The organism is Pseudomonas putida, assembly GCF_016406145.1.
GTDB classification, from domain to species: domain Bacteria; phylum Pseudomonadota; class Gammaproteobacteria; order Pseudomonadales; family Pseudomonadaceae; genus Aquipseudomonas; species Aquipseudomonas putida_E.
Genome location: NZ_CP066306.1, coordinates 998,462 through 1,023,711, shown reverse-complemented (window position 1 = coordinate 1,023,711; position 25,250 = coordinate 998,462). Strand labels below are relative to the sequence as shown.

25 protein-coding genes are annotated in these 25,250 nt (G+C 60.1%); 7 read left to right on the top strand and 18 right to left on the bottom strand.

Annotation, left to right across the window (positions count from 1 at the left end):
• The first annotated feature begins 25 nt into the window (after window positions 1-25).
• A complete protein-coding gene (locus tag JET17_RS04700; RefSeq protein ID WP_012312855.1) occupies window positions 26-244 on the top strand; it encodes a YgdI/YgdR family lipoprotein in 219 nt (72 codons plus the stop codon).
• Window positions 245-294: 50 nt separating this feature from the next.
• Here JET17_RS04700 and JET17_RS04695 read toward each other — a convergent pair whose 3' ends face one another.
• From JET17_RS04695 to rplM, 7 genes are all read right to left on the bottom strand, one after another.
• Window positions 295-726: a ClpXP protease specificity-enhancing factor gene (locus tag JET17_RS04695; protein WP_012312854.1), complete on the bottom strand. Its 432-nt coding sequence runs from the start codon at window positions 724-726 to the stop codon at window positions 295-297.
• A gap of 10 nt (window positions 727-736) precedes the next feature.
• Entirely contained in the window at window positions 737-1,360 is a 624-nt protein-coding gene (locus tag JET17_RS04690; protein ID WP_012312853.1) for a glutathione S-transferase N-terminal domain-containing protein, read from the bottom strand.
• A gap of 120 nt (window positions 1,361-1,480) precedes the next feature.
• Window positions 1,481-2,260: a cytochrome c1 gene (locus JET17_RS04685; protein WP_012312852.1), complete on the bottom strand. Its 780-nt coding sequence runs from the start codon at window positions 2,258-2,260 to the stop codon at window positions 1,481-1,483.
• Window positions 2,260-3,471 (bottom strand): cytochrome b, encoded by a 1,212-nt coding sequence (locus tag JET17_RS04680; RefSeq protein WP_042111179.1) that lies wholly within the window; start codon window positions 3,469-3,471, stop codon window positions 2,260-2,262. Before JET17_RS04680 ends, JET17_RS04685 begins: the two co-directional genes overlap by 1 nt.
• The gene (petA, locus tag JET17_RS04675; RefSeq protein WP_012312850.1) at window positions 3,471-4,064 is read right to left on the bottom strand and encodes a ubiquinol-cytochrome c reductase iron-sulfur subunit; all 594 of its coding nucleotides are present in this window, start codon (window positions 4,062-4,064) and stop codon (window positions 3,471-3,473) included. The genes JET17_RS04680 and petA overlap by 1 nt, the downstream gene beginning before the upstream one ends.
• A gap of 263 nt (window positions 4,065-4,327) precedes the next feature.
• Window positions 4,328-4,720, bottom strand: a complete 393-nt coding sequence (gene rpsI, locus JET17_RS04670; RefSeq protein ID WP_012312849.1) for a 30S ribosomal protein S9 — start codon at window positions 4,718-4,720, stop codon at window positions 4,328-4,330.
• 14 nt (window positions 4,721-4,734) lie between these two features.
• Window positions 4,735-5,163: a 50S ribosomal protein L13 gene (gene rplM / locus JET17_RS04665; protein ID WP_008097538.1), complete on the bottom strand. Its 429-nt coding sequence runs from the start codon at window positions 5,161-5,163 to the stop codon at window positions 4,735-4,737.
• Window positions 5,164-5,420: 257 nt separating this feature from the next.
• On the opposite strand from rplM, the gene JET17_RS04660 reads away from it, so the two are divergent.
• Entirely contained in the window at window positions 5,421-6,461 is a 1,041-nt protein-coding gene (locus JET17_RS04660; protein ID WP_012312848.1) for an NADP(H)-dependent aldo-keto reductase, read from the top strand.
• A 223-nt stretch (window positions 6,462-6,684) separates the two neighbouring features.
• Window positions 6,685-7,605 (top strand): GlxA family transcriptional regulator, encoded by a 921-nt coding sequence (locus JET17_RS04655; RefSeq protein ID WP_172655354.1) that lies wholly within the window; start codon window positions 6,685-6,687, stop codon window positions 7,603-7,605.
• 159 nt (window positions 7,606-7,764) lie between these two features.
• Here JET17_RS04655 and zapE read toward each other — a convergent pair whose 3' ends face one another.
• The 3 genes from zapE to JET17_RS04640 form a co-directional block, all read right to left on the bottom strand.
• Window positions 7,765-8,859, bottom strand: coding sequence for a cell division protein ZapE (gene zapE, locus JET17_RS04650; protein ID WP_042111177.1), 1,095 nt, complete (start codon window positions 8,857-8,859; stop codon window positions 7,765-7,767).
• Window positions 8,860-8,944: 85 nt separating this feature from the next.
• Window positions 8,945-10,294: a tryptophan--tRNA ligase gene (locus JET17_RS04645; RefSeq protein WP_012312845.1), complete on the bottom strand. Its 1,350-nt coding sequence runs from the start codon at window positions 10,292-10,294 to the stop codon at window positions 8,945-8,947.
• A 25-nt stretch (window positions 10,295-10,319) separates the two neighbouring features.
• Window positions 10,320-10,955, bottom strand: coding sequence for an alpha/beta hydrolase (locus JET17_RS04640; protein WP_042111174.1), 636 nt, complete (start codon window positions 10,953-10,955; stop codon window positions 10,320-10,322).
• Between the two features lie 136 nt (window positions 10,956-11,091).
• Here JET17_RS04640 and JET17_RS04635 point away from each other — a divergent pair, with 136 nt between their 5' ends.
• Window positions 11,092-11,529, top strand: coding sequence for a YhcB family protein (locus JET17_RS04635; protein ID WP_012312843.1), 438 nt, complete (start codon window positions 11,092-11,094; stop codon window positions 11,527-11,529).
• Window positions 11,530-11,714: 185 nt separating this feature from the next.
• On the opposite strand, the gene JET17_RS04630 is transcribed toward JET17_RS04635, so the two are convergent.
• Complete coding sequence (locus tag JET17_RS04630; protein WP_012312842.1) at window positions 11,715-12,908, bottom strand: methionine gamma-lyase; 1,194 nt, start codon at window positions 12,906-12,908, stop codon at window positions 11,715-11,717.
• A 127-nt stretch (window positions 12,909-13,035) separates the two neighbouring features.
• Here JET17_RS04630 and JET17_RS04625 point away from each other — a divergent pair, with 127 nt between their 5' ends.
• Window positions 13,036-13,515: an Lrp/AsnC family transcriptional regulator gene (locus JET17_RS04625; protein ID WP_012312841.1), complete on the top strand. Its 480-nt coding sequence runs from the start codon at window positions 13,036-13,038 to the stop codon at window positions 13,513-13,515.
• Window positions 13,516-14,903: 1,388 nt separating this feature from the next.
• Window positions 14,904-15,641 carry a hypothetical protein gene (locus JET17_RS04620; protein ID WP_012312839.1) on the top strand — a complete coding sequence of 246 codons (738 nt, stop codon included), beginning with the start codon at window positions 14,904-14,906 and terminating at the stop codon, window positions 15,639-15,641.
• 71 nt (window positions 15,642-15,712) lie between these two features.
• Here JET17_RS04620 and cysN read toward each other — a convergent pair whose 3' ends face one another.
• The 3 genes from cysN to JET17_RS04605 form a co-directional block, all read right to left on the bottom strand.
• A complete protein-coding gene (gene cysN / locus JET17_RS04615; RefSeq protein ID WP_012312838.1) occupies window positions 15,713-17,614 on the bottom strand; it encodes a sulfate adenylyltransferase subunit CysN in 1,902 nt (633 codons plus the stop codon).
• Between the two features lie 15 nt (window positions 17,615-17,629).
• On the bottom strand, window positions 17,630-18,547 hold the full coding sequence (cysD, locus tag JET17_RS04610; RefSeq protein ID WP_009684445.1) for a sulfate adenylyltransferase subunit CysD: 918 nt from the start codon (window positions 18,545-18,547) through the stop codon (window positions 17,630-17,632).
• 226 nt (window positions 18,548-18,773) lie between these two features.
• Window positions 18,774-19,532, bottom strand: a complete 759-nt coding sequence (locus tag JET17_RS04605) for a Nif3-like dinuclear metal center hexameric protein (protein ID WP_012312837.1) — start codon at window positions 19,530-19,532, stop codon at window positions 18,774-18,776.
• A gap of 158 nt (window positions 19,533-19,690) precedes the next feature.
• Between JET17_RS04605 and algW the strand changes: the two genes are divergently transcribed.
• Window positions 19,691-20,851 (top strand): Do family serine endopeptidase AlgW, encoded by a 1,161-nt coding sequence (gene algW, locus JET17_RS04600; RefSeq protein WP_012312836.1) that lies wholly within the window; start codon window positions 19,691-19,693, stop codon window positions 20,849-20,851.
• Window positions 20,852-20,950: 99 nt separating this feature from the next.
• Here the strand turns inward: algW and JET17_RS04595 are convergent, their stop codons facing one another.
• The 4 genes from JET17_RS04595 to JET17_RS04580 form a co-directional block, all read right to left on the bottom strand.
• On the bottom strand, window positions 20,951-21,715 hold the full coding sequence (locus JET17_RS04595) for an amino acid ABC transporter ATP-binding protein (protein WP_012312835.1): 765 nt from the start codon (window positions 21,713-21,715) through the stop codon (window positions 20,951-20,953).
• Between the two features lie 10 nt (window positions 21,716-21,725).
• On the bottom strand, window positions 21,726-22,823 hold the full coding sequence (locus tag JET17_RS04590; RefSeq protein ID WP_012312834.1) for an amino acid ABC transporter permease: 1,098 nt from the start codon (window positions 22,821-22,823) through the stop codon (window positions 21,726-21,728).
• Between the two features lie 10 nt (window positions 22,824-22,833).
• The gene (locus JET17_RS04585; RefSeq protein ID WP_012312833.1) at window positions 22,834-24,012 is read right to left on the bottom strand and encodes an amino acid ABC transporter permease; all 1,179 of its coding nucleotides are present in this window, start codon (window positions 24,010-24,012) and stop codon (window positions 22,834-22,836) included.
• 67 nt (window positions 24,013-24,079) lie between these two features.
• Window positions 24,080-25,108, bottom strand: coding sequence for an amino acid ABC transporter substrate-binding protein (locus JET17_RS04580; protein ID WP_012312832.1), 1,029 nt, complete (start codon window positions 25,106-25,108; stop codon window positions 24,080-24,082).
• Window positions 25,109-25,250: the final 142 nt, after the last annotated feature.

Below are 25,250 nucleotides of genomic sequence, written 5' to 3'. Positions count from 1 at the left end.
CCTTCGGAACTTCAGGAAACACCGTATGAAAAAGCTTCTGCTGCCCGCCCTGCTGATCGGCGCCTTCGCCACCCTGGCCGGCTGCTCCACACCTAGCCTGATTACCCTGAACGACGGTCGCGAGTTCCAGACCGTTGACGAGCCGAAGTTCGATCAGGATTCAGGCTTCTACGAATTCCAGCAGCTCGACGGTAAACAGACCCGCGTTAACCGTGACCAGATTCGCACCATCAGCGACCTGTAACCACCACCGTGCATCAAAGAAAAAGGCGATCCAAACGGATCGCCTTTTTGTTACTTGACCACCTTCAGGCTCGGCCGACCAGTCGGACGCGGCGGCTGACCACCCCCTTCCGGCGGGCCATCGTCATCCGGCTCAACCCCCTCCTCTTCCAGCTCTTCACCTTCCATCAACGGAGGCTCCAGCTCGAAGACCATGCCTTGACCGTTCTCGCGAGCATAAATACCCAGAATCGCGCCGACTGGCACGAACAACGAATGGGCAATGCCACCGAAGCGCCCCTCGAAGCTCACCGCGTCGTTGTCCATGTGCAGGCTGCGCACGGCACTCGGGGAAATGTTCAGGACGATCTGGCCGTCACTGGCGAAACCTTGCGGCACCTGGACTGCCGGATATTCGGCGTTGACCAGCATATGGGGCGTGCAATCGTTGTCGACGATCCACTCGTACAGTGCTCGAACCAGATAGGGGCGACTGGAGTTCATCAACGGCTCCTTAAAGCTTGCGCATTTCACGTTCAACGGAAGACAGGCTCGCCAGGAAAGGCTCGCGGGCGAACTGTCGCTCCATGTAATCCAGCAGCGGCTTTGCTTGCCGCGGCAACTCGATACCCAGTACCGGCAAACGCCAGAGTATGGGCAATAGACAACAATCGACCAGGCTTTGCTCATCGCTCATGAAACAAGCGAACTCGTTGAACAATGGCGAGACGCCCGTCAGGCTCTCACGCAGCGCCTTGCGGGCCTCGGCACGAGCGGCATCACTGCTGCGCGAGTCGAGCACGGTATCGGCCAGCGTGCACCAGTCACGCTGAATGCGATGCATCAACAAGCGGGTGTTACCACGCGCCACCGGATACACCGGCATCAGGGGCGGATGCGGATAACGCTCCTCGAGGTACTCCATCACCACGGTCGACTCATACAACGCAAGATCGCGATCGACCAGGGTCGGCACGCTGCCGTAAGGGTTCACTTCACCCAGCTTGTGTGGCAGACGACCGGGATCGACGTCGATGATCTGCACGCTGACACCTTTCTCGGCGAGAACCAGGCGTACCCGATGAGAATAATGGTCAGCGGGATCGGAATAGCAGGCTAACCTGATGGTCGCGCCCATGTAGCGCCTCCTCGCATGGGGATGCTTGTGAAACTGCAAATGCAAACGCGCCCTGGAGGCCCCTTCGCATGCACGAGGGAGCGCCCAGGGCGCGTTCAACTACCAGAAACTACTGCGTGATCAGTGCACGTCCTTCCAGTATTCGCGCTTGAGCAAGTAGGCGAACACGAAGAAGAAGGCCAGGTACAGCAACACATACGTGCCGATGCGCTGGCTTTCCAGTTTGACCGGGTTGGCCGAATAGGCCAGGAAGGTCACCAGGTTCTTGACCTTCTCGTCGAACTGCTCAGGCGTCAGGGTACCGGAATTCGGCGTGATGGTCAGCTGGTCACACGCTTCATGGGTCAAAGGGCTGCCGGTCAAGGGATCGAATTGCTTCTTGCCATCGACCACCATCTGCACCTGCTTGCACCCGATCACCTGATTACCCTGCAGCCCGACCAGCACATTGGGCATACCGACATTCGGGAATACCTTGTTGTTAACCCCGTAAGGTCGCGACTTGTCCTCATAGAAGCTGCGCAGGTAGGTATACAGCCAGTCGGTACCACGCACACGGGCAACCAGGGTAAGGTCAGGTGGCGCAGCACCGAACCAGGTCTTGGCGTCATCGGGCTTCATGCCGATGTTCATGTGGTCGCCGATTTTGGCCCCCGTGAACACCAGCTTTTCGAGCATCAACTCATGGGGTATTCCCAAGTCATCGGCTACGCGCTCGTAACGCTGGAACTTGGCGCTATGGCACCCCATGCAATAGTTGGCAAACGTCCGCGCACCGTCCTGCATCGCGGCCTTGTCAGTCAGGTCGATATCGACCTTGTCCAGCTCCAGCCCCGGTCCGGCAGCAAAGGAAAAGGCAGGCATCACTGCCAGCAAAAATACTGCAATCAACTTTTTCATCAGCCAGTCACCCTTTCCGGAACCGGTTTGGTCTTCTCAAGCCTTGTGTAGAACGGCATCAACAGGAAGTAGGCGAAGTACAGCACGGTGCACACCTGCGACAGCAGAGTCCGACCCGGCGTAGGTGCCAGCACCCCCAAAATGCCGAGGATGACGAATGAAATACAGAACACCAGTAGGAAGACCTTGCTGATCCAGCCCTTGTAGCGCATGGAGCGTACCGGGCTTCGGTCGAGCCACGGCAAGACGAACAGCACGGCGATCGCCGCCCCCATGGCGATTACTCCCATAAGCTTGTCGGGCACCGCACGCAGAATCGCGTAGAACGGCGTGAAGTACCAGACCGGGGCAATATGCTCAGGCGTCTTGAACGCATTGGCCTGTTCGAAGTTGGGTTTTTCCAGGAAGTAACCGCCCATTTCCGGGAAGAAGAACACCACTGCACAGAACACGAACAGGAACACCACCACGCCGACAATATCCTTGACGGTGTAATACGGGTGGAACGGAATACCATCCAGCGGGATACCGTTTTCGTCCTTTTTCTTCTTGATATCGACCCCGTCCGGGTTGTTCGAACCCACCTCGTGCAAGGCCAGGATGTGCAGCACGACCAGCCCGAGAATGACGATCGGCAGGGCCACTACGTGCAGCGCGAAGAAACGGTTCAGGGTAATGCCGGAAATCAGATAGTCACCGCGAATCCACTGGGTGAGATCGTCGCCGATCACCGGGATGGCACCGAACAGCGAGATGATCACCTGCGCCCCCCAGTATGACATCTGCCCCCACGGCAGCAGATAGCCCATGAAGGCCTCAGCCATCAGCGCCAGGTAGATCAGCATGCCGAACAGCCAGACCAGTTCACGTGGCTTCTGGTAGGAGCCATAGAGCAGGCCACGGAACATGTGCAGGTAGACCACGACAAAGAACGCCGAAGCACCGGTGGAGTGCAGGTAGCGCAGGATCCAGCCGTACTCCACGTCACGCATGATGTACTCGACCGAAGCGAAGGCCTCCTCCGCCGAGGGCGTGAAACTCATGGTCAGCCATACACCGGTGACAATCTGGTTGACCAGCACCAGCAGGGCCAGCGAGCCGAAGAAATACAGGAAATTGAAGTTCTTGGGCGCGTAATACTTGCTCAGGTGCTCTTCCCACATCTTGGTGGCGGGGAAGCGAGCATCAATCCAGTCCATGAACTTGCTCATCATGCTTTCTCCTCGTCGACGCCGATGACGACGATGTCATCCGACTCGTAAGAGTGCGGCGGCACTGGCAGGTTGAGAGGCGCTGGCTGCGATTTGTAGACACGCCCCGCAAGGTCGTAGTGGGAACCATGGCAGGGGCAGAAATATCCGCCCACCCACTTGGGCCCCAGATCGGCAGGCGCGACTTCCGGGCGGAAGGTGGGCGAGCAGCCGAGGTGAGTGCACAGCCCTACGAGAATGAGGATTTCCGGTTTGATCGAGCGCACCTGGGGGTCGACGTACTCCGGCTGCACGGAGGCCTTCGATTCAGGGTCGGCGAGCTCGGCAGTGACTTTTTTGAGGTTACCGAGGATCTCATCCGTTCGCCGCACGATGAACACTGGTTGACCACGCCACTCCGCAACCATCTGCTGCCCAGGCTCAACCTTGGCGATGTTGACCTTCACCGGTGCCCCGGCCGCCTTCGCCTTGGCACTGGGAAACCATGACCCTACGAACGGTACCGCAGCCCCCACTGCCCCCGCTGCCCCGACCACGGATGTCGCGGCTACGAGGAAGCGGCGCCGGCCTGCGTTGACGCCGTCATTGCTCATTCAGTCCTCTCCCATCAGCTTGCTTGGCCTGTTGGATCAGGCCTGTACTTAGGTAATGTCTGTGGCACCCAAATTTGGCCGCCATGGTAAGAAACAAATCCACACAGTGACAAGGTGATTAACCCGGGTATGGGCTATAACCCTCGCTTTGCTTGATCTGCGTCTATGCGGCAGGACACCACGGACATGCTGACAGGTTAGTTCAAGACATAAAAAAAGCCCGGTTCCAAGGAACCGGGCTTTTTTCGACTGCCGAAGCGGTATTAACGCTTGGAGTACTGAGGACGCTTACGCGCTTTACGCAGACCCACTTTCTTACGCTCGACTTCACGAGCGTCGCGGGTGACGTAGCCAGCACGACGCAGAGCGCCACGCAGGGTTTCGTCGTATTCCATCAGAGCGCGGGTGATACCGTGACGGATCGCACCGGCTTGACCGCTGACACCACCACCGGCAACGGTGACGTAGATGTCGAACTTCTCAGTGCTCTCGGTCAGCTCCAGCGGCTGGCGAACAACCATACGAGCGGTTTCGCGGCCGAAGAAGGTGTCCAGAGGACGGTTGTTGATGGAAATGTTACCAGTACCCGGACGCAGGAAAACGCGAGCGGTTGCGGTCTTGCGACGGCCAGTGCCGTAATTTTGAGTCGCCGACATAATGAACTATCCCGTTAGATCTTCAGTTCTTGAGGCTGCTGAGCAGTGTGTGGGTGAGCAGCACCCGCGTACACTTTCAGCTTACGGTACATGTCGCGACCCAGCGGGTTCTTCGGCAGCATGCCTTTGACCGCGGTTTCGATAACACGCTCAGGGGCCTTGGCGATCAACTTCTCGAAGTTGATTTCCTTGATACCGCCCGGGAAGCCGGAGTGGGAGTAGTACATCTTGTCGGAAGACTTGGCGCCAGTTACACGGATTTGCTCGGCGTTGATGACGACGATGTAGTCGCCGGTGTCAACGTGAGGGGTGTATTCTGGTTTGTGCTTGCCACGCAGACGGCTAGCGATTTCGGTAGCCAGACGACCCAGGGTCTGGCCAGCGGCGTCGACTACGAACCACTCGCGCTTTACTGTTTCCGGTTTAGCAGTAAAAGTTTTCATTCTCTAAAGCCTCAGAGGCCGCCCAGCGAAAAATAGACGGCGAATCTTACTGGATAGTGCACAGCTTGCCAAGGGCAAGCGCGCAGCCGAACACAGACGCTTTTGGGGGCTCGGGTCGGGCACGCCAATGTTCGACGGGGTTCTTCCTGCGTGGTGGTGCATCACTTCCGCCACACGGAGAGGTGCCGAATTATCCAGATTGCGCGAAAAATTTCAACCTGCTTTTATGGGTGTTTTTGCCAAGGAGTGTTTTCCCGATGGAATACCGCAAGCTCGGCCGTACCGATCTCGATGTCAGCGCCCTGTGCCTGGGCACCATGACCTGGGGCGAGCAAAACGACGAGGCCGAGGCCTTCGCCCAGATCAGACTGGCCAAAAACAGCGGGATCAACTTCATCGACACTGCCGAAATGTATCCGGTGCCGCCACGCCCCGAGACCTATGCCGCCACCGAGCGCATCATCGGCAACTGGTTCCGCCAGCACGGCGACCGCGATGACTGGATCCTCGCCAGCAAGGTCGCCGGCCCCGGCAACGGTATCAGCCACATCCGCGACGGCCAGCTCAAGCACAACCGCCAGCACATCATCGCGGCGCTGGATGCGAGCCTTGAACGCCTGCAAACCGACCGTATCGACCTTTACCAGCTGCACTGGCCAGAGCGCAGCACCAACTTCTTCGGCAAGCTCGGCTACCAGCACCTGCCGCACGACCTGTTCACCCCATTGGAAGAAACCCTCGAGGTGCTCGACGAGCAGGTGCGGGCAGGCAAGATCCGCCACATTGGCCTTTCCAACGAAACGCCGTGGGGCACCATGAAGTTCTTGCAACTGGCCGAAACCCGAGGCTGGCCCCGTGCGGTGTCGATCCAGAACCCGTACAACCTGCTCAACCGCAGCTTCGAAGTGGGCCTGGCGGAAGTGGCCATCCGCGAGCAGTGCGGCTTGCTGGCCTACTCGCCGCTGGCCTTCGGCATGCTGTCGGGCAAATACGAGAACGGCGCCCGGCCGGAAAAAGGCCGCCTGACCCTGTTCAGCCGCTTCGCCCGTTACTCCAACCCGCAGACCGTGGCGGCCTGCAGCCGCTATGTGCAACTGGCCCAGGCACACGGGCTGGACCCGGCGCAAATGGCCCTGGCATTCGTCACCCGCCAGCCGTTCGTGACCAGCAACATCATCGGTGCCACGGATCTGGTACAACTTCAGAGCAACCTCAAAAGCCTGGAGCTGAACCTGAGTGATGAGCTACTGGCGGCGATCGAGGCGGTTCATCAGGAGCAACCCAACCCGGCACCTTGATCAAAGCGGCAGCAAGAAAAAAGCAGAGCGATGTCGCATCCTCTGCTTTTTTCTTGCCGCTTGCAGCTTGAAGCTTGCAGCTCGACAAAAAACATAAGACGATCCAGCCGGTGATTGACCACTCTACCCTATAAGAACAATGACAATGATGTTTACCCAACCCTCCGCGTCGCTGCGGCGCGTCAGCATCCTGGCCATTGACAAGGTGTTCGCTTCGACCTTGATGCAAGCCAAGGACTTTTTCCACCTCGCCAGCCTGCGCTACAGCAAACAGCTGGGCCTGGGCCTGCAGCCCATGTTCGAGATCTGCCTGGTGAGCCCCGACGGCCAGCCGGTGGACAGCTTCAGCAATGTGCAGCTACCGGTCGATGGCGGCCTGGACGACGCCGATGTGATCATCCTCCCAGCCTTCTGGGAAGACTTCGACAACCTGCTGCAACGTTATCCGCAAGTGCTGCCCTGGTTGCGCGAGCAGCATGCCCGCGGCGCCGTACTCTGCGCTGAAGCCAGCGGGGTATTCTGGCTGGCCGAGTCCGGCCTGCTCGACGGCAAGGAGGCGACCACCTACTGGCGCTTCTTCACCAGCTTCGCCGAGCGCTACCCGAAGATCCGGCTGAACCAGGACAAGCACCTGACCGACGCCGACAACCTTTACTGCGCCGGCGGCACCACCTCGGCCTGCGACCTGTACATCTACCTGATCGAACGCTTCTGCGGGGCAAATGTGGCCCGCGCCGTGGCCCGCGACATCCTCTACGAAGTGCAGCGCAACTACACCCCCGGGCGCATGGGTTTCGGTGGCCAGAAGCTGCACCAGGACCTGATAATCCTGCAGATTCAGCACTGGCTCGAGGAGCACTTTGCCGACAAGTTCCGCTTCGAGGATGTGGCCCGCAACCACGGCATGAGCATCCGCAACTTCATGCGGCGCTTCCAGGGAGCGACCGGCGACAAGCCGCTGCACTACCTGCAGCGGCTACGTATCGAAACGGCCAAGGGGCTGCTGTCGAGCACGCGCAAGAGCATCAAGACCATCAGCTATGAAGTCGGCTATGACGATGCGAGTTTCTTTGCGCGGCTGTTCCGCCAGCACACGGAGTTGTCGCCGAACCAGTATCGGCAGCAGTTTATGCAGGAAGCTTGATTCAGCCCTAGCGACCGTCTGTAGGAGCGGCCTTGCGTCGCGAAAGGGTCGCGCAGCGGCCCCAGGTTCTGTGGCGCAACAAAAAACATCGGTGCCGCTGCGCGACCCTTTCCGACCGGTCCGGCGCCCCGGCAAGGCCGCTCCTACAGCGCAAGGACCTCAGGGCTTGTGTGCGCGCGCCAGGAATTCGTGCGACTGCATCTCCAGCAACCGGCTCAAGGTGCGCTGGAACTCGAAGCTCAGGCGCCCACCGGTGTACAGGTCCTTGAGCTCCACCTCGGCCGAAATGATCAGCTTGACGTTGCGGTCGTAGAACTCGTCCACCATGTTGATGAAGCGCCGGGCGATGTCGTCGGTGGTGACGCCCATCTGCTCGACGTTGCTCAACAGCACGGCATGGAAAATCTTGCCCAGTTCAATGTAGTCGTTCTGGCTGCGCGGCCCGTCGCACAGGGCGCGGAAGTCGAACCAGGCGACATCGTCACAGGTACGCAGGGCATGGATCGGTCGGTTCTCGATCATCAGCACGTCATTGTCGACAGCCTGGGTGCACTCAGGTGTCAGAGCCTTGAAGCTCGCACGCATGCTCTGCTCGGCAGCCTCGTCGAGCGGGAAGTGGAACAGTTCGGCCTGCTCCAGGTGACGCAGCCGGTAGTCGACCCCGCTGTCGACGTTCACCACGTCGGTGTACTGCTTGATCATGGCGATGGCAGGCAGGAAGCGCGCACGCTGCAGGCCATCCTTGTACAGGCCATCGGGGACGATGTTGGAGGTCGCCACCAGCGATACGCCGTTCTTGAACAGCTCTTCCATCAGAGTACCGAGGATCATGGCATCGGTGATGTCGGAGACGAAGAATTCGTCGAAACAGATCACCTTGGCTTCATCGCTGAAGCGCTTGGCGATGATGGTCAGCGGGTTCTTCTCGCCCTTGAGGGTTTTCATTTCCTCGTGAACGCGCTTCATGAAGCGGTGGAAGTGCGTACGCATCTTCTGCTTGAACGGCAGCGCTTCATAGAAGGTATCGACCAAGTAGGTCTTGCCCCGCCCTACCCCGCCCCAGAAATACAGGCCTTTGACCGGCGTCTGCTCCTTCTTGCCGAACAGCTTGCCGAACATGCCCGGCTTGTTGTTCTGCGCGTGCACCAGGTCGTCGTACAGGCGCTGCAAGTGACGCACCGCAGTTTCCTGCGCCGCATCATGGAAGAAGTCGGGACGTTTCAGATCTGCTTGATATCGTTCTAGGGGCGTCATGATTTCGTTAGCGAGGCAACAAAAAACGGGCCGTCACTGTAGCGACCGGCCCGCCTAATGGCAATCAGACTTGCGTCAAACTGTCTCAGTCCTGCTGCGGCGCCAGGGCCTCACGCAGGCTTTGAACGGCCACGTCACGGGCTTGGGCACTGGCAAACTGCGGCCCGTCGGCAACCTGCTCGCCGTTCAGCCACAAGCTGAAGCCCAGGCCTTCGACACGTACGTCGGCGTCGCCACCCTGCTGCAACTGCTTGCTCACCGCGCCCGCGCTCTTGCCGTCGGCGAAGCTGCGAGACAACAGCAGTTGCTCGCCATCAGCGGCCAACAGGCGGAAGCGGAAGCTGCCGTCCTCGTCACGGAAGCTGACGAAGCGTGCGCTCTTGACGGCCTTCTTCTTCACCTCTGTAGTGGCCTGCACGCTGCTACGGAACGAGCGCAGGCCAACGGCCTCGCGAAGTTGCTCGAGGAACGGCGTGGCGGTCTTGCGGGCCTTGGCGGCGCCGGCCAGCAGGATGTCTTCCAGGTCCGACGGGCGGGAAATAAGTTGGTGATAGTGCTCACGCTTCTCGGCCAGTTGCCCGTCAAGCAGCTGGAACAGGCGCTGCTTGGCCTCGCCCCAGCCCAGGCCCTGCAGCAATTCTTCGCGGAACTCGGCGCATTGCACCGGCGTCGAGAAGGCCTGGAACAGGGTGAACAGGTGCGCGTTGTCCGGGTCTTTCGCTTCGCCAGGTGCGCGCGAGTCGGTGACGATGCGCGAAATGGCGTCTTTCATGTCCTTGGCGCTGGAGAAAAGCGGGATGGTGTTGTCATAGCTCTTGGACATCTTGCGCCCGTCCAGGCCAGGCAATGTCGCCACACTTTCTTCGATAACCGCCTCTGGCAAGGCGAAGAAGTCCTTGCCTTGGCCGAACAGGTGGTTGAAGCGCTGGCCGATGTCACGGGCCATTTCCACGTGCTGGATCTGGTCACGACCGACCGGCACCTTGTGCGCGTTGAACATCAGGATGTCCGCCGCCATCAGCACCGGGTAGCTGTAAAGGCCCATGGTCACGCCGGCGTCCGGGTCTTCGCCATTCTCGAGATTCTTGTCCACCGAAGCCTTGTAGGCGTGCGCACGGTTGAGCAGGCCCTTGGCCGCAACGCAGGTGAGCAGCCAGGTCAGCTCGGGAATCTCGGGAATATCGGACTGACGGTAGAAGGTCACTTTGTCCGGGTCGAGGCCGCCGGCCAGCCAGGTAGCAGCGATTTCCAGACGCGAGCGCTGAATGCGCAGCGGGTCATCGCACTTGATCAGGGCGTGGTAGTCGGCCAAAAAGTAGAACGAGTCGGCACCCGGCTGCTGGCTGGCGACGATTGCCGGGCGAATGGCACCGGCGTAGTTGCCCAGGTGTGGGGTACCGGTGGTGGTGATACCAGTGAGAATGCGCGTGGTCATGGGTGTTCGCTTATTCAGGCTTGGCTCAATTCGAAAGGCGCGGCAGCAGCAGATCCTTCAGATCGGTCAGCTTGCCATGGAAGAAGTGTCCGCATTCTGCCACTTTCAGCAGCTCATGGGGGCGCGACAGCGCGTCAGACCATTCGTAAACGAGCTGCGGTGCAACCACTTCGTCGGCATCTGGCTGCACCACGGTGATCGGGCAGCGCTGCGGCAAGGGGAACTCTGCAGTCAGACGCATCACGGCCGGGGCAATCATGAACAGGTGCTGCAGCGTAACGTCGGCGCTCTCAAGGCGCCCGGCCAGGCTGGTGGCGACAAAGCCGCCGAACGAGAAGCCCATCAGCACCAGCGGCAGGTGCGGGTGTTTTTCGCGCAACCAGGCTGCGGCAGCTTGTGCATCGGCCACTTCACCGGCGCCCATGTCATGGCTGCCCGCGCTCTGGCCAACACCGCGGTAATTGAAACGCAATGTCACGTAGCCAGCGTCGCGTGCCGTGCGTTGCAGGGTCGAGACCACCTTGTTGAGCATGGTGCCACCCTGAACCGGATTGGGGTGGCAGATCAGCACCGCGCCACGGGCGTCGGCCACGTCCAGGTACAAGGATTCCAGCTGGCCGACGGGGCCATCGATGAACAAGGGGGTTTCGCGGACAAGCAAGGCACTCACTCCGTGACCTCGAAGGGGGTCGATTCGTCTAGGGTAGGAATTCTGTTCTGATTTGCGATCGCTCGCGGTATACAGCGCAGGTCTGAGCCGTTAACGTAAAGCAAAGCCGTTTATAGAGGAAGGACTCGTGGAACTCTCGCTCCTTGTTTGGTTGTTGCCAACCCTGGCCCTGGTCATCGGTGTGGCGGTCGGTTTCATCGTGGCCCGCCTGCTGCCCAATGCTGCGCCGACCAACACCCAGCGCCAACTGGACGACATCCAGAAGCGCTTCGACAGCTACCAGAACGAAGTGGTCACCCACTTCAACAGCACCGCAATGCTGGTCAAGAAACTGACCCAGAGCTACCAGGATGTCCAGGATCACCTGGCCGAAGGCGCCAATAGCCTGGCCCTTGATGAAGTCACTCGCCAGCGCCTGCTGGCTGCACTGCACTCCGAGTCGGCCCAGGCACCACGTGACCGCCTGACGCCGCCGAAGGACACCGCCGAAGTACCGCGCGACTATGCGCCAAAAGCGCCGAACTCGCCGGGCATGCTTGACGAGAGCTACGGGCTCAAGCGTTGATCTGCTGAACACGTAAAAGGCCTCGTAAGAGGCCTTTTTTGTGGATGCCGTTTTCCTGCCCGTGCACGACCCCGTGTAGGAGCGGCCTCGCGCCGCGAACGGGCTGCAAAGCAGCCCCGGCAATCTTGCACGATGGCTGAAATCCGGGGGTCGCTGCGCGCCCCTTTCGCGGCACAAGGCCGCTCCTACAGATGCCCCAGCGCCTGCTCGATGTCCGCCAGCAGGTCTTGCACATCCTCCAGCCCCACCGACAACCGCACCAACCCTTCCGATATCCCATGATGGGCCCGCTCCTGCGGCGTGTAACTGGAGTGCGTCATGCTCGCCGGGTGCTGCGCCAGCGACTCGGCATCCCCCAGGCTTACCGCACGGGCAAACAGTTGCAGCGCATTCATGAAGCGTCGCCCGGCCTCGATCCCGCCCTTAAGCTCAAAGGCAATCATCCCGCCCGGCAAACACATCTGCCGCTGTGCCAGTTCGTACTGGGCAAACGACGGCAACCCCGGGTAGTGAATCAGCTCCACCTGCGGCTGCCGAGCCAGGAACTGCGCCACCTGCAGTGCATTGGCGCAGTGCCGGTCCATGCGCACTGCAAGGGTCTTGATACCGCGCATCAATAGCGAAGCGTCATGCGGCGAAAGTACAGCCCCGGTCATGTCTTTCAGCCCTTCCAGGCGAATGCGGTCGACCAGCGCCTTGCGCCCCACCACCAGGCCGGCGGTAATGTCGCCATGGCCACTGAGGTACTTGGTCGCCGAATGCACCACCAAGTCCGCCCCGAGCTCCAGCGGCCGCTGCAGATAAGGCGTGCAGTAGGTGTTGTCGACCACCACAAGCACATCACTGCCTCGCACTGCCTCGACGACCGCCGCTATATCCACCAGTTGCATGTTGGGGTTGGCCGGCGTTTCGAAGTAGATCATCCGCGTTTTGCCGTTGATCGCCGCTTTCAGGGCCTTGGCATCGTTAAGGTCGACATGGTGAATCTTGACCCCGAACTCGCCGATGCCATGGTGCAGGAACGCGAAGGTGCAGCCATACAAGGTGCGCCCGACGATCAGTTCATCGCCAGGCCGCAGCAGGGTCCAGATGGTCGAAGTGATGGCGCCCATCCCCGACGCCAGCGCCAATCCCGCCTCACCGCCCTCCAGCGAGGCCATGCGCTGCTCAAGCAAGGCCAGGGTGGGGTTGGAGATGCGGCTGTAGAAGTGCCCCGCCTCCTCCCCGGCGAAGCAGGCAGCACCGTATTCGACGGTCGGGAAGGCATAGGTAGCGGTCTGGTACACCGGCGGCACCAGCGCGCCACCGTGGGAAAGCGGATCGTAGCCATGGTGAATGGCACGTGTGGAAAAACCGGTGTTGTTATGGGAGTCGCGCATGGCAACAGCCTCTTGTGGTTTGTTATAAGCTTATGCCACCGAGCTGCCTGATTTTTTCCAAAATAGCCCACCCATGTGCGTGCTTGCTGGAACAAAGACAACAATTAACGGACCAGGAGGGCAAAATATGCCTTCAAGCCTCGACCGCACTGACCGCGCCCTACTCGCCGCCTTGCAGGACAACGCCCGCCTCACCGTCGCCGAACTCGCCGACCAGGTAGCACTGACCACCTCGCCCTGCTGGCGGCGGGTGAAGCTGCTGGAGGACAACGGCTACATCACAGGCTACCAGGCCATTCTGTCGCCCAAATCGCTGGGGTTCGGGGTGACTGCCTTCGTCAGCATCATGATGGATTCACACACAAAGGGCATGGCCCTGGCGTTCGAACAGCGGCTGATGGAAATCCCCGAAATCGTCGCCTGCCACAACATCTCCGGGCGCTATGACTTCTTGCTGGAAATCCTCGCACGGGATCTGGAGTCGTTCGGTGAATTTACCCGCGAAGTGCTGCAGCGCTTGCCCGGGGTGAAGGAGATCTATTCGAGTTTTTCCTACAAGGCAGTTAAGGAAAAACGCGTGATCCCCGTGTCGGAAACGCATATCTGAATGAGATCTTTCAAGCCGGAAGTAGGTCTAGCTTTCCCCATTTCCTCCAATGAGCAGCTGCTCAATAACACAATCAGTCAAAAAGTCACCTAAGGGCGCGCTAAAATCTAAATCCACATAAAACCACCAAGCCTATTAAGTTTGGTGGTCTACATTCAGCGAAACGCGATTATGCATCACGGATAGTCATGTGGAATCTTAATGAGTGGCCGAGGGATTGGTGGATAGACTTGCGGATAAATTTTCGTTCTACGCGGCAGCCGTCCAGGCACATAGCCATAGCGCGCCCATCGCACCTCCCCATTACGACCATCAAAGATCAGGATATTTCCCGTATCAGTCAACGCAAGATAGTTGTTTTCCCAGTAGGACCTATCCAGTGTTTCAGTGGACTGAGCGGACCAGATCCGTAGTCGGACAGGATCATATAAAAATCCGGAGTTACTGACAACGAACTGGAGTGACTCGCGAGTTCGTAACCGAAATGTAGAGCTATGAGGTTGACTCTCGTCTGCCACCCATACGACGGTCCCCCCATCTTCCAACACAAGATTTCCATCATTTCGGAGACGCAGAATAAACCGGCCATTCTCTGATTTTATAAAATGTCCAGCCTGCATGGCTTGATTAGGAGGTAGCAATATCCCACCAGAACCAAGGAAAGGTTGATAGCGTATTTTCCGATACTTACTTCGTCCCATTGCACACCTCATTCCTATTGATACACATGGAGCGCTCAAGCAGCGCTCCATGGCCATCATGGGTACATAGCGCACAACACAACACAACACATAGAATTACTCCCCACCAAATCCGGAACAAATTCCTACGCATCAAGGCGGAATTGCCTACACCTATTGCGCCATATTAATTCTCGAAAACAAGGCATAATTCAAGAACAAACCGCTCACCCAGTCCCTGCACAGCAACGCGTACCCCCTCGAGCAAATAATTACATTAACGAACTCTACCCATGAAAAAGCTAGCGATCACCACCCTATTATTCCTAAGTGGATGCACCGGCGAAATGCCTATGCTTCTCCCTGACAAACAAGAAATCCACTTCAAGTGCGACATGGATCCCTACAAGCAGGGTTGCGAACGACAGAAGGATTACCAAGAACACTTCCGATGGATAGACAACACAAAACAAAACAACCATACGGAGTAATTACTCGAAATTCGAAATGCATGTGCTTGCTTCGCGACAACACAGAACTGCAGCAGCCTCATGCAGACCTGCCAAAGGCAATCGAGCGCAGGATCCGGCAGATAAAATCGGAGCAGCAGATCTGTTTCGACTGTCTGCCTAACTTCGTACAGCATCAGGTGGTTCAGGCCACGTCCATTCAGGATACCGATACCCTGCCCAGCGGCTGTCGGCATACTTGAATGCCGCCAACGGTCTGATTGAGGCCAAAAAGGCGCAAGGACCGGCATTCAGCGAATCCAACCCGAACATCATCGGGCCACTGTCCAAGCCGCAAACCGAAGCCTTGCAACATTTGGTCGATGAGCAGGCCACACGTCGAGCCGGACAACTGTGGGCGGACTACCATCGCGCACTCGCGCTGACAGAATCCATTCGCTACCTGCAAGGGTTCAGCGCTGCGATGGGCAACCTGGCTCAGCGCGCCATTGAGGCGGAGCAACTTCAAGCCAGGCACGCGGCAGAACAGGCTGCGGCCCAGGAAGCTGCACGACTGAAGGCCGAAACGCAACGTTTGGCTGCCGAAGAGGCTGCACGAAAACAGGCAGAAGCCGAACGACTGGCAGCACACGCTGAACGTCAGCGGCAAGAAGCGGCACGCCAACGCATCAGCTACATCAGCGATGCCCGAACCGCATCCTCAGTACCCACCATCACTCCGATCGGCGCGGCAACGTTCGCACTAGCGGAAAGTGCGTCCACTGTAATGCTGGAGGCTATCAAAGCAGCAGTAGCTGGCATGGGGACGGTGGCCGTTGCGGCTGGTCTTCAGTTCATCGTCACCGCTCTGGCAGCAGCTTGGCCATCAACACTCGGTAGTGCTGATCGGCGCTACCTTGTCAGCACCCCACTCTCCAGACCCAAGCCTTCTTGGCACTTTCGGCGCCTTGGCCATCATCTTTTCCACCGGATGTAGCGGATTAGCCATGCGCCCTCCAATAAACAAAAAACCCGCCGAAGCGGGTTTTTTGATGCAGCAACCAGGGCTTAGATCGCGCCGCGCTGACGCAGCACGTCCAGCACCTGTTTCACACCTTCGTCCACGCTAGTGGCCTGGGTATCGATCACAAGGTCAGCATCCAGCGGCACATCGAACGGGAAGCTTTCGCCCGGGATGTTGTCGCCACCGGCAGCGTACAGGCCCTGCGGGTCACGCTCGCGGCAAGCCAGTGGCGAGGCCTGAACGTAAACTGTCACCAGGCGCTCTTTGCCGATCAGGGCTTTGGCCTGTTCGCGGCCTTCGGCATCCGGGGCCACGAACGCAGCCAGGGTCAGCAGGCCGGCTTCGTTGAACTGGCGCGCCACATGGGCGGCGCGGCGCCAGTTTTCGGTGCGGCCGGCGCGGTCCTGCGGCAGGCCCTTGTTCAGGTCGTGGCGCAGGTTCTGGCCGTCGAGCACGTAAACTGCACGGCCCATGTCGAACAGCTTGCGCTCAACGGCATAAGCCAAGGTGCTCTTGCCAGCGCCAGACAGGCCGCTGAACAGCACGGTGGCCGGCTGCTGGCCGAAGCGCAGGGCGCGCTCTTCGGTGGACACGTGGGCCTGCTTGCCATGCTGACCGGTGCTGCCGTGCGGCAGAACAGGCGGAGCGATGATCATGCCAGCGCCGACGGTGCCGTTGGTCAGGCGGTCGATGACGATGAACGCACCTGTGGTGCGGTTGCTGTCATAGCCGTCCAGGGCGATGGCGCTGTCCAACGACACCTTGACGCGACCGATCTCGTTCAGTTGTAGCGCGCTGGCAGCGTCCTTCTCGAGGGTGTTCACATCGACCTTGTGGGTGATGCTGGCAATCGAGCCCGGCACGTAGCTGGTGGCGCGCTTGATGTCGTACTTCTTGCCCGGGAGCATCGGCTCTTCGGCCATCCACACCAGCATTGCGTCGAACTGGTCGGTCACCGGCGGGACGTTGTCGGCATGCACCAGCAGGTCGCCACGGGAGATGTCGATCTCGTCTTCCATGGTGAGGGTCACAGCCTGGCCTGGGCCGGCGTGCTCCAGTTCACCTTCGTAGGTGACGATGGACTTGACCCGGCTGCTCTTGCCCGAGGGCAGTACGACGATTTCGTCACCCTTGTGCACCACGCCGCTGGCGAGGGTGCCGGCGAAGCCGCGGAAGTTCAGGTTCGGGCGGTTGACGTATTGCACCGGGAACCGCAGGTCGGTGAAGTTGCGGTCGGCCGCCACTTCCACGGTTTCGAGGATTTCCATCAGCGCAGGGCCGGTGTACCAAGGCGAACGCTCGCTGCGGTTGACCACGTTGTCACCCTTGAGCGCCGACATCGGCACGAAGTGCAGGCTGCTCGGGGTCAGGTTGATGGCGTCGGCGAACTTCAGGTAGTCGGCCTTGATTTCCTCGAAGACGCCTTCGTCGAAGCCCTTGAGGTCCATCTTGTTGACCGCGACGACGATGTGCTTGATGCCCAGCAACGAAGCGATGTAGCTGTGGCGACGGGTCTGGGTCTGCACGCCGTAGCGGGCATCGACCAGAATGATCGCCAGGTCACAGGTGGACGCGCCGGTGGCCATGTTGCGGGTGTACTGCTCGTGGCCCGGGGTGTCGGCGATGATGAACTTGCGCTTGGCAGTGGAGAAGTAGCGGTAGGCGACATCGATGGTGATGCCCTGCTCACGCTCGGCCTGCAGGCCATCCACCAGCAGCGCCAAGTCGACTTCTTCACCGGTGGTACCGGACTTCTTCGAATCACGGGTGATGGCCTCGAGGTGGTCCTCGTAGATCATCTTGGAGTCGTGCAGCAGGCGCCCGATCAGGGTGCTCTTGCCGTCGTCGACGTTGCCGCAGGTCAGGAAACGCAGCAGTTCCTTGCGCTCGTGCTGGGCCAGGTAGGCGAGGATGTCCTCGCTGATCAGATCAGATTGGTGCGACATGGAGTAACCCTGAAATTAGAAGTAGCCTTGGCGTTTCTTGTCTTCCATGGAACCGGCGCCATCGTGGTCGATGACACGGCCCTGCCGTTCGGACGTTCGGGTCAGGAGCATTTCCTGAATGATGTCCGTCAGGGTCTCGGCTTCCGACTCGACAGCACCCGTGAGCGGGTAGCAGCCCAGGGTACGGAAACGCACCTTCTTCTTGACGATGCGCGCTTTCTCTTCCTCGGAGAGGTGCTCGAGGATGCGCTCGTCATCGATCATGATCAGGGTGCCGTTCTTCTCGATGACTTCACGCTCGGCGGCGAAGTACAGCGGCACGATCGGGATGCCTTCAAGGTAGATGTACTGCCAGATGTCCAGCTCGGTCCAGTTCGACAGCGGGAACACGCGGATCGACTCGCCCTTGTTGACCTTGCCGTTGTAGACGTTCCACAGTTCCGGGCGCTGGTTCTTCGGGTCCCAGCGGTGCTTGCTGTCACGGAACGAGTAGACGCGCTCTTTGGCACGCGATTTCTCTTCATCGCGGCGGGCACCACCGAAAGCGGCGTCGAAACCATGCTTGTCCAGTGCCTGCTTGAGGCCCTGGGTTTTCATGATGTCGGTGTGCTTGGAGCTGCCATGGGTGAACGGGTTGATGCCCTGCGCCACACCTTCGGGGTTGACGTGGGTGATCAGCTCCAGGCCCATTTCCTCGACCATCTTGTCGCGGAAGCGGTACATCTCCTGGAATTTCCACTGGGTGTCGACGTGCATCACCGGGAACGGCAGTTTGCCTGGGAAGAAGGCTTTGCGCGCCAGGTGCAGCATCACGGCGGAATCCTTGCCGATCGAGTACAGCATCACCGGGTTGTCGAACTCGGCGGCCACCTCGCGGATGATGTGGATGCTTTCCGCCTCCAGCTGTTTCAAGTGCGTCAGTTTGTCGACCATGGCTACTCACGTAAAACGATCTTATGGACGGCCTTCGGGCCGTGTTCGAGCGAGCCACTTTATCACAGCGGCTGATTCTATTTAGGCGCCGGACTAGATCGAAAAGGTCTAACGATATGACTGGGGGTTTGGCTATCAAAGGGCCGCTCTGCGGCCCAATCGCCGCCAAGCCGGCTCCTACAGACCTGTAGGGGCTGCCCTGCCAGCAATGAGGACGAAGATGGCCTCAGATCGGGTTCGGGCAATCGATGAACAGGTGCTCCAAGGCAAAGCGCCGCGCCAGATAGTCGCCCAGCGCCTGCACACCATAACGCTCGGTGGCATGATGCCCGGCGGCAATGAAGCTCACACCATTCTCGCGGGCACTGTGGTAGGTCTGCTCGGACGCCTCACCACTGATGAACAAGTCCACCCCGGCAGCAATCGCCGTATCGATGTAGCCCTGACCACCGCCCGTACACCAGCCGACGCGACGGATCACCTGGTCACCTTCGACCAGCAGCGGCTCACGCCCCATGACCTCCTGCACACGGCGGGCGAAATCGCGCGCCGTCACAGGCTCGGCCAGCGAGCCGACCAGCCCCACCACCTTCGGGTCGCTTGGGTCCAGCGGCCCTTCGACAGTGATATCCAGCTGGCGGGCCAGTTGCACGTTGTTGCCGACCTCAGGGTGCACATCCAGCGGCAAGTGGAAGGCCAGCAGGCTGATGTCGTGCTTGAGCAGGGTTTTCAAGCGCCGCTGCTTGATCCCGGTAATGCACGGGTTCTCGCCCTTCCAGAAATAACCGTGGTGCACCAGCACCAGGTCGGCCTGTGCCTCGACCGCCGCATCCAGCAATGCCTGGCTGGCGGTGACGCCGCTGACGATGCGGCTGACCTGCGGGCGGCCTTCGACCTGCAGGCCGTTGGGGCAGTAATCCTGGATTTTCGCGCTACCCAGGTAACGCTCGGCTTCTTCAACCAGGGTGTCAAGGGCGACGGCCATGGAAAATCTCCTCGAAATCTGCACGTTCAACGGGAACAACGCCCGTATAATGGCCGCCATTATGGGCCGTCGCCGGCGTTGGGGAAACCGGTGTATGATCGCGCGCGTTCGCGCCCCGCCGCGCCACCATGGCCCTCGCCCACTCCCAGGATTCGTTCATGTTCAAGGCTTTGCGTTATTTTGGCTGGCCCCTGCTTACCGGCATACTGATCGCCATGCTGATCATCCAGCGCTTCCCGCAGTGGGTCGGCCTGCCCAGCCAGGATGTAAACCTGCAACAAGCGCCACAGACTACGCAGATCATGCAAGGCCCGGTGTCCTATGCCGATGCCGTCACGCTCGCCGCCCCTGCCGTAGTCAACCTGTACACCACCAAGGTGGTGAACAAGAGCGCCCACCCGCTGTTCGAAGACCCGCAGTTCCGCCGCTTCTTCGGCGACAACCTGCCCAAGCAACGGCGCTGGGAGTCGAGCCTGGGCTCGGCGGTGATCATGAGCCCCGAGGGCTATCTGCTGACCAACAACCACGTCACCAGCGGCGCCGACCAGATCGTCGTGGCGCTCAAAGACGGCCGCGAAACCTTGGCACGTGTGATCGGCAGCGACCCCGAAACCGATCTGGCGGTATTGAAGATCGACCTCAAGAACCTGCCGGCCATCACCATCGGCCGCTCCGACACCATCCACATCGGTGACGTCACCTTGGCAATCGGCAACCCCTTCGGCGTCGGCCAGACCGTTACCATGGGCATCATCAGCGCCACTGGCCGCAACCAGCTGGGCCTGAACAACTACGAAGACTTCATCCAGACCGACGCCGCGATCAACCCGGGCAACTCCGGCGGCGCGCTGGTCGATGCCAGCGGCAACCTGGTCGGCATCAATACGGCGATCTTCTCCAAATCGGGCGGTTCGCAGGGCATCGGCTTCGCCATACCGGTCAAACTGGCGCTGGAAGTGATGAAGTCGATCGTCGAGCATGGCCAGGTGATTCGTGGCTGGCTGGGTATCGAAGTTCAGCCGCTGAGCCAGGAACTGGCCGAATCGTTCGGCATGCAAGGGCGCCCCGGCATCGTTGTGGCGGGCATTTTCCGCGATGGCCCGGCGCAGAAGGCCGGGTTGCAACTGGGTGACGTGATCCTGAGCATCAATGGCGAGCCGGCCGGTGACGGGCGCAAGTCGATGAACCAGGTGGCGCGGATCAAGCCCAACGAGAAGATCACCATCGAGGTGATGCGCAACGGGCAGCAGTTGAAACTGATCGCCGAAGTGGGGCTACGGCCGCCGCCTGCGCCGGCTGCGACTCAGGAAGAGAAGTAAGGCTTCAAGATCCGGGGCTGCTTTGCAGCCCTTTCGCGACACAAGGCCGCTCCTACAGGCAAAACGCGTACCCCTGCAGGAGCGGCCCTGTGCCCCGCATCAGTGCAGGATCTGGCTGAGGAACAACTTGGTCCGGTCACTGCGCGGCCGGTCGAAGAAATCATCCGGCGCAGCCTGCTCCACGATCTCCCCCTTATCCATGAAGATCACCCGGTTCGCCACGGTTCGGGCAAAGCCCATTTCGTGGGTCACGCAGAGCATGGTCATGCCGTCCTCGGCTAGGCCAACCATGGTATCGAGCACTTCCTTGACCATTTCCGGGTCGAGCGCCGACGTCGGCTCGTCGAACAGCATGATCTTCGGCTTCATGCACAGCGCCCGGGCAATCGCCACGCGCTGCTGCTGGCCACCGGACAACTGCCCCGGGTACTTGTGCGCCTGCTCCGGGATGCGTACCCGCTCCAGATAGTGCATGGCGATTTCCTCGGCCTTGCGCCGCGGCATCTTGCGTACCCACATGGGCGCTAGGGTGCAGTTTTCAAGGATGGTCAGGTGCGGGAACAGGTTGAAGTGCTGGAATACCATGCCCACCTCACGGCGAATCGCCTCGATCTGTTTGAGATCGTTGGTCAGCTCCACACCATCAACCACGATGCGCCCCTGCTGGTGTTCTTCCAGACGGTTGAGACAGCGGATGGTGGTGGACTTGCCCGAACCGGACGGCCCGCACAGCACGATACGCTCACCCTGGCGCACGTTCAGGTTGATGTCCTTCAGTACATGGAACTGGCCGTACCACTTGTTGACGCCCTGCATCTGGATGATGCCTTCGGGGCCGGCAGGCTGCTTGATCGCTTCACTCATTTCGAAACTCCTAACGCTTGTGGCCAGTGTCCAGCTTGCGCTCCAGGTGCATGGAGTAGCGGGACATACCGAAACAGAAGATCCAGAACACCAGGGCTGCGAACACATAGCCCTCGGTGGCCATGCCCAGCCAGGCCGGGTCGGCGGCAGCCTGCTTGACGCTGTTGAGCAGGTCGAACAGGCCGATGATGATCACCAGACTGGTGTCCTTGAACAGCGCGATAAAGGTGTTGACGATGCCGGGGATCACCAGCTTCAAGGCCTGCGGCAGAATCACCAGGCCCATCGAACGCCAGTAGCCCAGGCCCATCGCGGCAGCGGCTTCATATTGCCCCTTGGGGATGGCCTGCAGGCCGCCGCGCACCACCTCGGCGATGTACGCCGACTGGAACAGGATCACGCCGATCATTGCCCGCAGCAGCTTGTCGAAGCTCATGCCTTCGGGCAGGAACAACGGCAGCATCACCGATGACATGAACAGCACGGTGATCAACGGCACGCCACGCCAGAACTCGATGAAGGTCACGCAGACCACCTTCACCGCAGGCATGTTTGAACGCCGCCCCAGGGCCAGCAATATGCCCAGCGGCAAGGCGCCCACGATACCCACCGTGGCGATCACCAAGGTCAGCATCAGCCCGCCCCACTGGCTGGTCGGCACGCTTTCCAGGCCCAGGTAGCCGCCATGCAGCAGCGTGTAGGCCAGGATCGGGTACACCACCAGAAAGCCCAGGCCGTAAACGGCCTTGCGCGGGAAACGCTTGATGAACAGCGGCGCAGCGCCAAGCACGGCAAGCCATACGGTCAGGTCCACGCGCCAGCGCAACTCAGCCGGGTAATAGCCGTACATGAACTGGCCAAAGCGCTGCTGGATGAACACCCAGCAGGCACCTTCCTTGGTGCAGTCGGCGCGGGTGGTGCCAACCCAGTTGGCGTCGATCAGCGCCCACTGCAGCAGCGGCGGTACGATCAGCCATACCAGGTACACGGCGAACAGGGTCAACAGGGTGTTGAGCCAGCTGGAGAACAGGTTTACCCGCATCCATGCGAGCACGCCGACGGTCTTGACCGGTGGCGGCATGTCAGGTTTGAAAACATGAGCATTCACGGGCGTATCCTCACCGCTCGATCAGCGCAATGCGCTTGTTGTACCAGTTCATCAGCAGCGAAATGCTGATGCTGATGGCGAGATAGACACTCATGGTGATGGCGATCACCTCGATGGCCTGGCCGGTCTGATTGAGCACGGTACCGGCGAACAGCGAGACCATCTCCGGGTAGCCGATGCCGGCCGCCAGCGACGAGTTCTTCGCCAGGTTCAGGTACTGGCTGGTCAGCGGCGGAATGATCACCCGCAGTGCCTGGGGGATGATCACCTTGCGCAGCGTCGGGCCTTCGCGCAGCCCGAGCGAACGGGCGGCCTCAGTCTGGCCATGGCTGACCGAACGGATGCCCGAACGCACGATTTCGGCGATGAACGCGGCGGTATAGATGGTCAGCGCCAAGGTCAGCGCCAGCAGTTCCGGGATCAGTACCCAGCCGCCAACGAAGTTGAAACCTTTGAGCTGCGGGACTTCCCAGTGCACAGGGCTGCCGAACAGCAATGCACAGAGGCCTGGAATCACCACCAACAGGGCAAGCCCTGCCCAGAACTTGTGGAACGGCTCGCCGGTTTCGTTGAAGCGTTTGTTGGCGTAACGCACCATCGCCATGATTGCCACGATAGCCAGGACCACGGCAGCGACGAAAGGCCAGAAGCCTTCGGCCATGGTGGCGCCGGGCATGTTCAGGCCACGATTGCTGATGAAGAAGGCATCGTCGAAGTTGATGCTGCCCCGTGGCCCCGGCAGGGTCAGGAACACGGCGAAATACCAGAAGAGGATCTGCAGCAGCGGCGGGATGTTGCGGAACGTCTCGACATATACGGTCGCCAGCTTGTTGATCATCCAGTTCGGTGAAAGGCGAGCCACACCGATGATGAACCCCAGGATCGTTGCCAGAATGACGCCGATGAAGGTGACCAGCAGGGTATTGAGCAAGCCGATCACGAACACCCGCGCATAGCTGTCGGACTCCACATAGGGAATCAGATGCTGCGCGATGCCAAAGCCGGCACTGCGGTCGAGGAAGTCGAAGCCGGACGTAATGCCCCGGTGTTGCAGGTTGGTTTGAGTATTGTGGAACAGGTACCAGCCCAGACCCACCACGAAGATGATCGTGAGAATCTGGAACAACCACGCGCGCACACGTGGATCGCTCAGGGTCAGCCCCTTTTGTGCGCCGATTCGATTTTGCATGAAGTGCCCCGGACAGTAGGGATTCGAACAGCCTGCGGCGGCGGAATGCCGCCGCAGGGTGCAGCCATCAGCGCACAGGTGGCGCGTACTGGATGCCGCCGTTGTTCCACAGGGCGTTCATGCCACGGTCGATCTTCAGGTCAGTGCTCTGGCCCAGGTTCTTCTCGAACACCTCGCCATAGTTACCCACTTGCTTGACGATCTGCACTACCCAGTCCTTGGGCAGCTTCAGGTCCTTGCCATACTCACCGTCAGCGCCAAGCAGGCGGGCGGTGTCCGGGTTCTTGGTGGACTTGGCCTCGGCTTCGACGTTCTTCGAAGTGACGCCAGCCTCTTCGGCATTGAGCATGGCGAACAGGGTCCATTTGACGATGCTGAACCACTCCTCGTCGCCCTTGCGTACCACCGGGCCCAGCGGCTCCTTGGAGATGGTTTCCGGCAGTACCACGTAGTCGGTTGGACCGGCCAGTTTGGACCGCTGGGCGAACAACTGCGACTTGTCCGAGGTCAGCACGTCGCAACGGCCCGACTCCAGCGATTTGGCGCTCTCGTCGGAGGTATCGAAGGTGATCGGGGTGTACTTCAGGCCGTTGGCGCGGAAGTAGTCGGACACGTTCAGCTCGGTGGTGGTGCCTGCCTGGATGCAGATGGTCGCGCCATCGAGCTCCTTGGCACTGGAAACACCCAGCTTCTTGTTGACCAGGAAGCCGACGCCGTCATAGTAAGTGACGCCTGCGAACACCAGGCCCATGCCGGCATCGCGCGAGCTGGTCCAGGTGGTGTTGCGCGACAGCACGTCGACTTCGCCGGACTGCAGCGCAGTGAAGCGCTCCTTGGCGTTGAGCTGGCTGAACTTGACCTTGGTGGCATCGCCGAACACGGCGGCGGCCACGGCGCGGCAGACATCAGCGTCGATACCGACGATCTTGCCCTGCGCATCAGGTACCGAGAAGCCTGGAAGACCGTCGCTCACGCCACACTGGACGAAGCCCTTCTTCTTGACCGCATCGAGGGTGGCGCCGGCCTGGGCAGTGCTCACGGCGCCCAGCGCGGCGGCAGCGGTGAGGACTGCCAGGGTGGTTTTCAACATCTTCATTCACAACCTCCAAATCGCTCTTGTTGTACGAGCCGGAATTGCACCGCACCCTTATGAGGCGCATCCGACCCTTGTTGGCTTGTTATTGGGTCAATGGCGCAATGGGCTGTTCTATGACAGCCTTCGCGTGGCAAGGGTGTTA